A 12,364-nucleotide genomic window follows, 5' to 3' on the forward strand; every position below is an offset into this window, starting at 1 on the left:
GCGATCATTCAGGCGCTGCTAACAGCGCCTGAATTCCAGTCGATCAGATGGCCGCAGTGCGGGTGTTCAGCCATTCCAGCGCAGCACCCTCAAGCAACGGACTCAAGCGCTCACGCACTTCTGCGTGGTAGGTGTTGAACCACTGTTTCTCTTCCTCCGTCAGCAGCGCTGGCAGCAGGCAACGCGTGTCGATCGGGCACAGCGTCAAGGTTTCAAACTTGAGGAATTCACCGAATTCGCTGCTGCCCGCCTCGCGGTTCATCGCCAGGTTCTCGATGCGCACGCCCCAACGACCCGGACGGTAGGTGCCTGGCTCGATCGAAGTGATCATCCCCGGCTGCATGGCCGTTTGCGGTGCAGGCGCGGCCTGATACGCAATCACCTGTGGACCTTCATGGACGTTGAGGAAATAGCCAACGCCGTGACCGGTGCCGTGACCGTAATCCACGCTGTCGGCCCAGATCGGCGCGCGGGCAATGGCGTCGAGCAGCGGCGAGAGAATGCCTTTCGGGAACTGTGCACGCGACAGCGCAATCACGCCTTTCAACACGCGCGTGCAATCGCGCTTCTGCTCTTCGCTCGGCGTGCCGACTGGCACCATTCGCGTGATGTCCGTGGTGCCGCCGAGGTATTGTCCACCCGAGTCGATCAGCAGCAAACCATCGCCCTCGATGACCGCGTGCTCTTCTTCGGTCGCGTGGTAATGCGGCATCGCGCCATTGGCGTTGAACGCGGCAATGGTGTTGAAACTCAGCGATACGTAATCCGGACGACGCTCACGGGCAGCGGTGAGCTTTTCGTCGATGGTCAGTTCGGTAATGCGCTCGCGACCCCAGGCCGATTCCAGCCAAGCGAAAAACTCGCACAGTGCGGCGCCATCCTGCTCCATCGCTTGGCGGATGTGCTGAGCATCGGCTTCACTTTTCTGCGACTTGGCCAACGTGGTCGGGTTCAAGCCTTCGACCAGCTTCACGCCGCTGTCGAGGTTATCCAGCAAGCCGCTGGTAACGCGCGCCGGATCAACCAGCAAGCTCGCACCGCTCGGCACGGAGCGCAGCGCGTCGGTGACTTCGCTGTAATCGCGCAGCGTCACGCCATCCTGTTCCAGCACCGCGCGCAATTGAGCATCAACCTTGCTCAGCGCCACGAACAGCGTGGCTTGCTGTTGATCGATCAAGGCAAACGATACAAACACCGGGTTGAACGACACATCGCCGCCGCGCAGGTTGAACAGCCAGGCGATGTCGTCGAGGGTGGCGATGAAATGCCAGTCCGCCCCGCGCTCTTGCAAGGTTTCGCGCAGTTTGGCGAGTTTCTCGCCACGGCTGACGGTCGCTTGCGGCGGCAGATGCTGATAAATCGGTGCATTCGGCAGGCTCGGGCGATCGCTCCAGACTTCTTGCAGCAGATCGATGTCGGTACGCAGACGCGCACCGCGTGCCTCCAGCTTGCTGCTCAGGGTACGCGCCGAGGCCACGGCCATCACCGCACCGTCAACCGCGACCACACCACCTTCCGGTGTCTGCTCGGCGAGCCAGTCGAGCGGGCTCGGTTGACCCGGTTGCAGTTTCACCAGTTCAATGCCGCTGCCCTTGAGCTCCTTCGTCGCTTGCTCCCAATAACGGCTGTCGGCCCAGACGCCGGCGAAATCAGCGGTGACAATCAAAGTGCCCACCGAACCATGGAAGCCCGACAGCCACTGCCGGCCCTGCCAGTAACCCGGCAGGTATTCCGACAAATGCGGGTCGGCGGACGGCACCAGCAATGCGTGAATGCCTTCGCGGCGCATCAGTTCGCGGGTGTGCGCCAGGCGCTGGGGCACCGATCCTTCGGTCGAGGTCTGGGTACTCATCATGTCTCCTGCTAATCACTTCATCGTTATTGTTCGTAGCCGTGAGGTCGGCTCGTTTAAAGCCCTGTCGCCCAGAATGCCGGAGCACTGGCGCAGGCGGTCTTGATCAGTTGAACAGCCTTGTCGATATGTTCGGCAGTGGTGAAACGACCGAGACTCAGGCGAATGGTGCGCCCGGCCAGATGCGCGTCATGCCCCAACGCCAACAGCACGTGGGACGGCGCGTTACTCGCCGAATTGCAGGCCGACGTCGCGGAAAAGGCAATCGAATGGCTCAACGCCGCGCTGTTGAATTCACCTTCGCTGAAGGTCAGGCTCAAGGTGTGCGGAATACGTTGAGTGGCGCAGCCGTTCAAGCGTACGCCCGGCAGGCTGAGCAGTTGTTCCAGCAAGCGTTCGCGCAGTGCGACGATGGTCTTTTTCTCGGCATCGAACGCCTCGGCGGCCAAGGCAAATGCTGCGCCCATACCGGCAATCTGGTGCGTCGCCAAGGTCCCGGAGCGCAAGCCACCTTCGTGTCCGCCGCCGTGAATCTGCGCCTGTAAACGCTGTTGCGCACGTGGGCCGACGTACAACGCACCGATGCCTTTGGGGCCGTAAAGTTTGTGTGCAGAGAACGACATCAGATCCACCGGCCATTGCGCCAGATCGATGGCGACTTTGCCGGCGCCCTGTGCCGCATCAACATGGAACAACGCCTCACGACTGCGCACCACTTCGCCTATCGCTTGAACATCGTTGACGGTGCCCAACTCGTTGTTCACCAGCATCAGCGACACCAGAAAGGTGTCGTCGCGCATGGCTTCACTGACCGCTTGCGGCGTGATCAGGCCATCGGCGTCCGGCACCAGATAGGTCACGGCGATGCCGGCGTCCTGCAATTGGCGGGCGGTATCGAGGATGGCTTTGTGTTCGATCTGACTGGTAATGATGTGGCCGCCGGACACACCGCGCGCCTGCGCCACGCCTTTGAGGGCGAGGTTATTGGACTCGGTGGCACCGGAGGTCCAGATAATCTGTTGGGCATTGGCGCCGACCAGTTCGGCGACTTGCCGGCGCGCCTGCTCGACCGTGTGCCGGGCCTGCTGGCCGTAAGCATGGGAGCTGGAAGCCGGGTTACCAAAGTTACCGTGAAACCCCAGACACTCGATCATCACCTGGATGACCCGCTCGTCGACCGGGGTGGTGGCGGCGTAATCGAAATACAACGGACGTGTGTTCATAAAAGACTCGCAGAGCGTGTTCCGGGATCAGGAGGCTCGTGTCTGCAAACGGTACGGCGCAGCCTTGTGAGCTGCGCGTCGGTTCGAGAGCGTCATCAATACCTGATCGGATGCCGTTAAAGAAGAACAACTTCATTCAAAGTGCGTAGGAACGCTCCTGAAGTCGAGCTTAACAGGCATCCGGCCTGCGGTTGAAGCGATGCGTCAGCTAAAGCTTTCGAGAAGTAACGGGTACAGCGAAAGCACCAACAGCGCCGCCATGCCCCAGTTGAACACGCGCAACCAGCGTGGATCCTTCAGCACATTGCGCAACAACGTGCCGCAGGCGGCCCAGACGCCGACACTTGGCAGGTTGATGATGGCAAACACCGCAGCAATCACCACGACATTGGTGAAATAGCCCTGCATCGGCGTGTAGGTGCTGATGGCCCCGATGGCCATAATCCACGCCTTGGGATTGACCCACTGAAACGCGGCCGCGCCGAGGTAGCTGATCGGCTTCGCCTCGCCTTCGGCGCTGTCGCCGACAGGTCCCGAATGCGCGATTTTCCACGCCAGATACAGCAGATACGCCGCGCCGACGTAGCGCAGAACCGTATAAAGAATTGGATAGGTCTGGAACACCGCGCCAAGGCCAAAGCCCACGGCCACCACCAGAACGAAGAAACCACAGGTAATCCCGAGCATATGCGGGATGGTGCGGTTGAAGCCAAAGTTCACCCCCGAAGCCAGCAACATGGTGTTGTTCGGTCCAGGTGTAATCGAGGTGACAAGGGCAAACAGGGCAAAGCCCAACAGCAGGTCAAGCGAGAGGTTCATGGCAGGCAATCCATCAGGGTCATTCAGGTGTTGACCCTATCCCACGCCGCCCGGCAAGCCCACGGACAGTTGGGTAAAACTTCCACCAGTACAGTTTGTTTTCAGCTCGGACGACCGTGTAGCTGTACGGCACGTTCGGCGCTCATTTCAGCTTTTTTGTCAAACCGGGTCTGACCGAGCAATTGCGCTTTTTTCGCGTGGTATTCGTCGAAAGACAAGCCGCTGCGATTGAGTGCTTCCATCGCCAATTCGCGGGATTCTTCATCGGTGTAAGGGCGCAGTTCCGGCGAAACGTGTCCGGCACAACCGGCGAGTACAGAGACAGCGAGCATCAAGGAAACAGTCAGTAAACGATTCATGGGAGCGTCCTGGCGAGCAATGGGGGAGTCAATGGACAAAGGCTACGCCCGGGCACGCTCACGCAGAAATCAACGCTCTCAATAGTGGCTATCAGGAATTCGACACAAACTGTCGCATATCTCCTAACGATCTATAAATATCAATTAACGTTCTTTTACGGAATAACAAACAGTCTTTATAACTCCATCCATGCGCTCAGCACTGTTGCTCCAGCAACTGTTGCTCAGCCAACACCGATTCAACAAAGCGCCTCGCTGCTCACAGGGGCGACCGCCACGCTAACGCTCAACGCCTTGTAAACCGGGGCTTGCAGGAATTGGTACAGCGCTTGCTCAGACCCGGTGACTCATTCACTGCTCGCTGAGCAACTGTTGAAAAAAGGAACTGATCATGTCGCGTCCCCTGAAAGTCGTCGCCCTCTCCGGCGGCACCTGGCGTCCGTCCCGCACTTTGGTGCTGACCCAAGCCTTGCTCGCCGAACTGGCCGGGCACTTGACCATCGAAAGCCATTTGATCGAACTCGGTGATATCGCCCGCCCGCTCGGCGGCGCGCTTTCGCGTCAGGAACTCAGTGCCGAGGTTGAAGCCGAGTTGCAGGCCATTGAACAGGCCGATCTGCTGATCGTTGCCGCGCCGGTTTATCGCGGTTCCTACCCGGGTCTGCTCAAGCACCTGTTCGACCTGATCGACCTCAACGCACTGATCGACACGCCGGTGCTGCTCGCCGCAACCGGCGGTAGCGAACGCCATGCGCTGGTGCTCGATCACCAGTTGCGGCCGCTGTTCAGCTTCTTCCAGGCCATGACGTTGCCGATCGGTGTTTACGCCACCGAAGCCGACTTCGCCGATTACCAGATCACCAGCGAACTGTTGAAAGCGCGCATCCGCCTCGCCGCCGAACGCGCCGCGCCGCTGTTCGCCACCCAAATCAAACCCTTGCTGAAAATCGCCTGAGGAGCCGTTCATGGATGTTTTCTGGTTCCTGCCGACCCACGGCGACGGCCACTATCTGGGCACCACCCAAGGCGCGCGTCCGGTCACGCTCAATTATCTGAAACAAGTGGCGCAGGCCGCTGACAGCCTGGGCTACCACGGCGTGCTGATTCCAACCGGGCGCTCCTGCGAAGACTCGTGGGTGATCGCCTCGGCACTGGTGCCGTTGACCGAGCGTCTGCGTTATCTGGTGGCGATCCGTCCGGGGATCATCTCGCCGACAGTCTCGGCGCGCATGGCGGCAACTCTCGATCGACTGTCCAACGGGCGCCTGTTGATCAACGTGGTGACCGGCGGCGATCCGGACGAAAACCGTGGCGACGGCAGTTTCCTCAGCCACGCCGAGCGCTATGAAGTCACCGATGAATTCCTGAAGATCTGGCGCCGCGTGTTGCAAGGTGAAGCGGTGGATTTCGACGGCAAACACCTGAAGGTGCAGAACGCCAAAGCGCTGTATCCGCCGGTGCAAAAACCTTACCCGCCGCTGTACTTTGGTGGCTCATCCGACGCAGCGCATGATCTGGCCGCCGAACAGGTCGATGTCTATCTGACCTGGGGCGAACCGCCGGCCGCGGTTGCGGAAAAACTCGCCGATGTGCGCGAACGTGCGGCGCGACATGGGCGCAAGGTGAAGTTCGGCATCCGCCTGCATGTGATCGTCCGTGAGACCGCCGAAGAGGCCTGGAAAGCTGCGGACAAACTGATCGAACACATCAGCGACGAGACTATTGAGGCGGCGCAGAAATCCTTCTCGCGCTTCGACTCCGAAGGTCAACGGCGCATGGCGGCGTTGCACGATGGTCGTCGCGACAACCTCGAGATCGCTCCGAATCTGTGGGCCGGCGTCGGTCTGGTGCGCGGCGGTGCCGGTACGGCGCTGGTCGGCGATCCGCAGCAAGTGGCGGCGCGGATCAAGGAGTACGCGGATCTGGGCATCGAGAGCTTCATCTTCTCCGGTTACCCGCATCTGGAAGAGGCTTACCGCTTTGCCGAGTTGGTGTTCCCGCTGCTGCCCGAGCCTTACGCCAGTCTGGCCGGGCGTGGTGTGACCAATCTGACCGGGCCGTTTGGCGAAATGATTGCCAACGATGTGTTGCCGACAAAAGCCAGTGCCTGAACCGGATCCCTTGTGGGAGCGAGCTTGCTCCGGGCGGCGTTCCGACGAATGCGGTGGGTCATCTACATAAATGGTGACTGATACCACGCCTTCGCGAGCAAGCTCGCTCCCACAGGGGCTGAGTTGATTCTTTGAGGAATACTGTGTGACCGCCAAACCGCAAAGTACCTTGTTATCCCCATTGCAAACCGCCCGCCAACTGGCCGCCGAGTTTGCACTGACTGCCGTCGAACGTGACGAACGTGGTGGCACGCCGAAAGTCGAGCGTGATGCCCTGCGCGACAGCGGCCTGCTGGCCCTGAGCATTCCCACCCGCTTCGGCGGCCTCGGCGCCAGCTGGAGTGAAACCCTGCAAGTGGTCCGCGAGTTCGCCAAGGTCGACAGCTCGATTGCTCACGTCTTCGGTTTTCATCATCTGATGCTCGCCACCGTGCGCCTGTTCTCGCGGCCGGATCAATGGCAGCCGTGGTTCGAACAAACCGCGCGGCAGAACTGGTTCTGGGGCAATGCGCTAAATCCGCTCGACACCCGCACTGTGGTCAAGGATCTCGGCGGCTGGCGCGAGTTTTCCGGGAAGAAAAGTTTCTGTTCCGGCGCCAGCGATTCACAGATGCTGATCGCTTCGGCCGTCGATGAAAGTGCTGGCGGCAAGTTGCTGATCGCGGCGATTCCCAGCGGCCGCAGTGGCATCACCCTGCACAATGACTGGAACAACATCGGCCAGCGTCAGACTGACAGCGGCAGCGCGACGTTTGAACGAGTACGCGTCGAAGAATCGGAACTGCTGCTCGATCCCGGCCCGCTGAGTACACCGTTCGCCTGTTTGCGACCACTGATCGCACAGCTGACCTTCACACACATGTTTCTCGGAATTGCCGAAGGCGCCTTCGAAGAGGCGCGGCAATACACCCTCAGCGAAACCCGGCTCTGGCATAAATCCACGGCGCGCGATGTGCGTGAAGACCCGTACGTGCTCGCGCATTACGGCGAGTTCTGGGTGGCGCTGGAAGGCATTCGTCTGCTGGTCGAACGCGCGGCGGCATTGCTCGATGAGGCCTGGGCCAAAGGCGCGAACGTCAGCGCCGAAGAGCGCGGCCATGTCGCCACGGCGATTGCCACGGCCAAAGTCGCGGCCAGCCGTCAGGGCCTGGAGATTTGCAGCCGTTTGTTCGAAGTGACCGGCGCGCGCTCGACACACGCCTCCCTGCGCCTCGACCGCCACTGGCGCAACCTGCGCACGCAGACCTTGCACGACCCGCTGGACTACAAACTCCATGAGTTAGGCGACTGGGCGCTGAATCAGTCGCTGCCGGTGCCGACCTTTTATTCCTGACCTGTCTGCATTTGAACTAAAAAGAAGGACGAGCCCATGCAACTGCTGACCCTACCGCCCTCCCCCGCGCTCGCCACGTCGATCCGCGCCACTGCGCAGGTGTTCGAAGACCCGAAGTCCCAGGCCCTGCTCGCGCATTTGCAACAGGTCGCGCCGAGCGAAGCGAGTGTGCTGATCATCGGCGAGACCGGCACCGGCAAAGAGCTGGTAGCGCGGCATATTCATAACCTCAGCAATCGCCGTCATCGGCCGTTTATCGCGGTCAATTGCGGGGCGTTTTCCGAATCGCTGGTAGAGGCGGAATTGTTCGGTCATGAAAAAGGTGCGTTCACCGGCGCACTGAGCGCCAAGGCCGGCTGGTTCGAGGAAGCGGATGGCGGCACGTTGTTTCTCGATGAGATCGGCGATCTGCCGATGGCGATTCAGGTGAAATTGCTGCGGGTGTTGCAGGAACGCGAGGTGGTGCGGCTTGGCTCGCGCAAAAGCATTCCTATCGATGTGCGGGTGCTGGCGGCGACCAATGTGCAGCTGGAAAAAGCCATCAATGCCGGCCATTTCCGCGAGGATCTGTATTACCGCCTCAACGTGGTCAATCTCGAACTGAGTCCGTTGCGCGACCGTCCCGGCGACATACTGCCGCTCACGCGCCACTTCATCGAGGCCTACAGCCAGCGCCTCGGTTATGGCCGCGTCAGTATCAGCCCCGGCGCCGAGCACAAACTGCGTGCCTACAGTTGGCCGGGCAATATTCGTGAGCTGGAAAACGTCATCCACCACACCTTGCTGATCTGCCGCAATGGCGTGATCGAACGCGATGACTTGCGCCTGTCGAATCTGCGCATCGATCGCTCGGACGATCATCACAGCAGTGCCGATGATTCACCGGAGGCGTTGCTGGAACAGGCCTTTCAAAAACTCTTCGCGCAACAGGCCGGCGCGTTACACGAAAAAGTCGAAGACGCCTTGTTGCGCGCAGCTTATCGCTTTTGCCATTACAACCAGGTGCACACCGCAGCGTTGCTCGGTCTGAGCCGCAACGTCACCCGCACGCGACTGATCAAGATCGGCGAACTGGCGGTGAACAAGCGGCGACTCACGGAAAATCTGCAAGGCGAGCGCTTGATCCAGCTGTCGATCTAGCCCACCAGGTGGCAGTGCAGCGCATCGTCGTGACTGCGGGCGATGCTGCTCAGCACCTGGAACGAATTGAAGGTGACGGTTTTTGCCTGATGGGTGTGAATCAGTTGCCAGAAATCCTGCTCGCCGCTCTCGAAGCTGCGAAATGCCGCCTCCCCCGCCTCGCGGGTCTGCCATTGGAGGAAACTCAGCACGCGCCGGCCGTCATCACTGGCCTGCACACTGGCGCTGACAAAACCGTCGTAGCGCTGAGCCAGGCGCTCGGTTTGCATCGATAACGCGGTAACCAAGGCCGGTTGTTGGCGTGGGTCGATTTCGAATTCGATCAATTGGGTGAAACTGCGGTTGTTCATGGAAAGCCCCCACTCGACGTAAGACGAGCCTTGCGACTCGAAGACCTGCAGGGTAAAACCTCTAGTTAAGTCAAGGTCAAGAGCTGTCTTCAAATGATCAGCAAAGAAAATGTGCACAAACAGTTAACGGTTGGCGAAGTCGCAGCGCGCAGTGGCGTCGCAGTCACCGCCCTGCACTTTTATGAATCCAAAGGTTTGATCAAGAGCCAGCGCAACGCCGGTAACCAGCGCCGTTATCCGCGCGAAGTGCTGCGCCGGGTCGCGTTGATCAAAGTCGCGCAGCGGCTGGGGATTCCGCTGGCGGAGATTGGCGAGGCACTGAAAATCCTCCCGCAGGATCGGGCGCCCAGCGCGGCCGACTGGAAAATCCTCTCGCAGCAATGGCGGCGCGAGCTGGATGAACGGATCGAACAACTGACGCTACTGCGCGATCGGCTCAATGGCTGCATCGGTTGCGGCTGTTTGTCGATGGAGGCCTGCCCGCTGCGCAATCAGGGCGATGTGCTGGGTGAACAGGGACCGGGGCCGCACTTTCCCGAAGACTGACGCTCGTCGGGCAAAAATCTGCATGGCGAAGACGGTTCTATAGTGAATCTTCCACAAATCCGGTGGAGCCACATCCCATAGAACAACAATCAGGGAGAACGTCATGAGCGTCAAACCCATTCCCGAGGGGTATCACAGCATTACCCCGTATCTCGGCATCCACAAAGCCGCCGAGGCCATCGATTTCTATAAAAAAGCCTTCGGCGCCACCGAAGTCATGCGCCTGGCCATGCCCGACGGCGGCATCGGCCACGCCGAACTGCGCATTGGTGACAGCGCGATCATGCTCGGTTCACCGTGCGATCAAGGGCCGTTGAGTAATCCGGATCAAGCCGTGTCGGTTGGTTTGCATTTGTATGTGACCGATGTCGACAAGTCGTTTCAGCGAGCACTGGATGCCGGGGCGACGACGGTGTCCGAGGTCAAGGATCAGTTTTACGGTGATCGCAGCGGGACGTTGAAGGATCCGTATGGGCATCTGTGGTTTCTGGCCTCGCGCAAGGAAGATCTGACTGAAGAGCAGATCAAGCAGCGGGCGATGGAGATGTTTCAGCAGGGTTGAGCATTGCAGTGTCTGGACTGGCCTCTTCGCGAGCAGGCTCGCGAAGGGGCCGGCACTGGCAATCCGAGCCTCATGAACACACTTCATGAACCGGCCCACCACGCTTTGCCCCTTGCCGCAAACCCCGGACGATTTCAGGATGCAGCCAACCAGAACCCTGAACAAGGATCAGCCCGATGTTTGCCGGATTCCGCAAAGACCAGCGCCACGTCAACGGTGTCGACATTGCCTACCGCCTCGGCGGCAGCGGTCCGGGCCTGTTGCTGTTGCACGGCCACCCGCAGACCCACGTGATCTGGCACAAGATTGCCGAACAACTGGCCGAACACTTCACCGTGGTCGCCGCCGATCTGCGCGGTTACGGTGACAGCAGCCGCCCGGCTGCCGATGAGTTGCACGTTAATTACTCGAAACGCGAAATGGCCCGTGACAATGTCGAACTGATGCAGTCGCTGGGCTTCGAGCAGTTTTCGATCCTCGCTCACGACCGTGGCGCGCGGGTCGCCCATCGCCTGGCGCTCGATCACCGCGCCGCCGTGCAACGGATGATGCTGCTCGACATCGCGCCGACCCTGTCGATGTATGCGCAAACCAACGAAGCCTTCGCCCGCGCGTATTGGCATTGGTTCTTTCTGATCCGCCCGGCGCCACTGCCGGAAACCTTGCTCGAAGCCGATCCCGAAAGCTATCTGCGCAGCGTGATGGGCAGTCGCAGCGCCGGACTCAAGCCGTTTACCGATGCAGCCTTCGGCGAATACCTGCGCTGCCTGCAACAACCTGGCAGCGCCCGCGGTATCTGCGAAGACTATCGCGCCAGCGCCAGCATCGATCTTGAGCACGACCGCGCCGACATCGCCGCCGGGCATCATCTGAATCTGCCATTGCGCGTGTTGTGGGGCGCCGAAGGCACGGTCGGACGCTGCTTCGATCCGCTCAAGGAATGGCAGCAAGTGGCGAGCAACGTCAGCGGCCAAGCGCTGCCCGCCGGCCATTACCTTGCCGAAGAAGTCCCCGAACCGTTGCTCGCTGAAGCACTGGCCTTTTTGCGTTGAGCCGAGCCGCCGGATCTCGGTGCTATGCTGGCGGCTTCTGCCGCCAGTGTTCGTTTTGACATGTCCCAGAAGAAAGACACCGTGCCCCTGCCCGAAGACCTGCGCGTGCTGCTCACCGTGATCCGCAAAAACGGCTTTGCCGCCGCCGCGGATGAACTGGGCCTGTCGCCGGCCTATGTCAGCAAACGCATCCAGATTCTTGAAACCACCCTCGGCACTCGCCTGCTGCACCGCACCAGCCGGCGCGTCTCGCTGACCGAGGATGGTGAACGCGTGCAACGCTGGGCGTTGCGCATTCTCGATGATTTCCAGCAACTGCACGACGAATTGTCCGACGCCCACGACAGCCCGCGTGGGCGTTTGCACATTTGCAGCAGTTTCGGTTTCGGTCGCAATCATGTGGCCCCGGCGGTGTCGTTGCTGGCCGAACGTTATCCAGAACTGGAGATTCGCCTCGACCTGTTTGACCGGGTGGTGGACATCATCAATGAAGGCTTCGACCTGGAGATCCGCGTCGGTGATGACATTCCCGGCCAGCACATTGGCCGGCGTCTGGTCAGCAATCGGCGCGTGCTGTGCGCCGCCCCGGGTTATCTGCAACGCCGCGGTACGCCGCAAACCCTGGACCAGTTGCAACAGCACGATTGCCTGGTGATCAAGGAGCGCGACAATGCCTTCGGTATCTGGAATCTGGATCGCGACGGCGGGCAAGAGAGCGTGCGGGTCAGCGGGCCGTTGTCGTCCAACAACGGCGAGATTGTTTTGCAGTGGGCGCTGGACGGGCGCGGGGTGTTGTTGCGCTCGCTGTGGGATGTGAAGCCGCTGCTGGAACAAGGGCGGTTGGTGCAGGTATTGGACGATTACAGCCAGAGCGCCAATGTCTGGGCGGTGTACCCTACGCGGCTGGCGCATTCGGGGAAGTTGCGCGCGTGTGTGGAGTTTTTGCAGGCGCATTTCAAAGGATTGTCGCTGTAGTCCAGACACCACTAATCCCCTTGTAGGCCTTCGCCTGCTCGC

At 60.4% G+C, this 12,364-nt stretch carries 13 protein-coding genes; 8 read left to right on the plus strand and 5 right to left on the minus strand.

Annotated features, from left to right (window positions below; translation table 11 throughout):
• Positions 1-43 precede the first annotated feature (43 nt).
• The 4 genes from VY732_RS20535 to VY732_RS20550 all read right to left on the minus strand — a co-directional run bounded on the left by VY732_RS20535 (position 44) and on the right by VY732_RS20550 (position 4,253).
• Positions 44-1,852, minus strand: a complete 1,809-nt coding sequence (locus VY732_RS20535; RefSeq protein ID WP_331691621.1) for an aminopeptidase P family protein — start codon at positions 1,850-1,852, stop codon at positions 44-46.
• A 56-nt stretch (positions 1,853-1,908) separates the two neighbouring features.
• Positions 1,909-3,075: an aminotransferase class V-fold PLP-dependent enzyme gene (locus tag VY732_RS20540; RefSeq protein ID WP_331691622.1), complete on the minus strand. Its 1,167-nt coding sequence runs from the start codon at positions 3,073-3,075 to the stop codon at positions 1,909-1,911.
• A 204-nt stretch (positions 3,076-3,279) separates the two neighbouring features.
• Entirely contained in the window at positions 3,280-3,894 is a 615-nt protein-coding gene (locus tag VY732_RS20545) for a LysE family translocator (RefSeq protein WP_137217719.1), read from the minus strand.
• 101 nt (positions 3,895-3,995) lie between these two features.
• Positions 3,996-4,253 (minus strand): hypothetical protein, encoded by a 258-nt coding sequence (locus VY732_RS20550; RefSeq protein ID WP_137217720.1) that lies wholly within the window; start codon positions 4,251-4,253, stop codon positions 3,996-3,998.
• A gap of 391 nt (positions 4,254-4,644) precedes the next feature.
• On the opposite strand from VY732_RS20550, the gene msuE reads away from it, so the two are divergent.
• The 4 genes from msuE (at position 4,645) to VY732_RS20570 (ending at position 8,837) form a co-directional block, all read left to right on the plus strand.
• Entirely contained in the window at positions 4,645-5,208 is a 564-nt protein-coding gene (gene msuE, locus VY732_RS20555; protein ID WP_016985421.1) for an FMN reductase, read from the plus strand.
• 10 nt (positions 5,209-5,218) lie between these two features.
• Complete coding sequence (gene ssuD, locus VY732_RS20560) at positions 5,219-6,364, plus strand: FMNH2-dependent alkanesulfonate monooxygenase (protein ID WP_007949711.1); 1,146 nt, start codon at positions 5,219-5,221, stop codon at positions 6,362-6,364.
• Between the two features lie 145 nt (positions 6,365-6,509).
• Positions 6,510-7,697, plus strand: coding sequence for an acyl-CoA dehydrogenase family protein (locus VY732_RS20565; RefSeq protein WP_331691623.1), 1,188 nt, complete (start codon positions 6,510-6,512; stop codon positions 7,695-7,697).
• Between the two features lie 36 nt (positions 7,698-7,733).
• Entirely contained in the window at positions 7,734-8,837 is a 1,104-nt protein-coding gene (locus tag VY732_RS20570; protein WP_331691624.1) for a sigma-54 interaction domain-containing protein, read from the plus strand.
• On the opposite strand, the gene VY732_RS20575 is transcribed toward VY732_RS20570, so the two are convergent.
• Positions 8,834-9,187: an antibiotic biosynthesis monooxygenase gene (locus VY732_RS20575; RefSeq protein ID WP_331691625.1), complete on the minus strand. Its 354-nt coding sequence runs from the start codon at positions 9,185-9,187 to the stop codon at positions 8,834-8,836. The genes VY732_RS20570 and VY732_RS20575 overlap by 4 nt on opposite strands.
• A gap of 93 nt (positions 9,188-9,280) precedes the next feature.
• Between VY732_RS20575 and soxR the strand changes: the two genes are divergently transcribed.
• From soxR to ttdR, 4 genes are all read left to right on the plus strand, one after another.
• On the plus strand, positions 9,281-9,733 hold the full coding sequence (gene soxR / locus VY732_RS20580; protein WP_077573871.1) for a redox-sensitive transcriptional activator SoxR: 453 nt from the start codon (positions 9,281-9,283) through the stop codon (positions 9,731-9,733).
• A 103-nt stretch (positions 9,734-9,836) separates the two neighbouring features.
• Complete coding sequence (locus VY732_RS20585) at positions 9,837-10,295, plus strand: VOC family protein (RefSeq protein WP_077573872.1); 459 nt, start codon at positions 9,837-9,839, stop codon at positions 10,293-10,295.
• 176 nt (positions 10,296-10,471) lie between these two features.
• Positions 10,472-11,347 (plus strand): alpha/beta fold hydrolase, encoded by an 876-nt coding sequence (locus VY732_RS20590; RefSeq protein ID WP_123595363.1) that lies wholly within the window; start codon positions 10,472-10,474, stop codon positions 11,345-11,347.
• Positions 11,348-11,371: 24 nt separating this feature from the next.
• Positions 11,372-12,322, plus strand: a complete 951-nt coding sequence (ttdR, locus tag VY732_RS20595; RefSeq protein ID WP_331691626.1) for an L-tartrate utilization transcriptional activator TtdR — start codon at positions 11,372-11,374, stop codon at positions 12,320-12,322.
• Positions 12,323-12,364 lie beyond the last annotated feature (42 nt).

It is taken from the genome of Pseudomonas sp. ZY71 (assembly GCF_036542145.1).
Lineage (GTDB): Bacteria > Pseudomonadota > Gammaproteobacteria > Pseudomonadales > Pseudomonadaceae > Aquipseudomonas > Aquipseudomonas koreensis_A.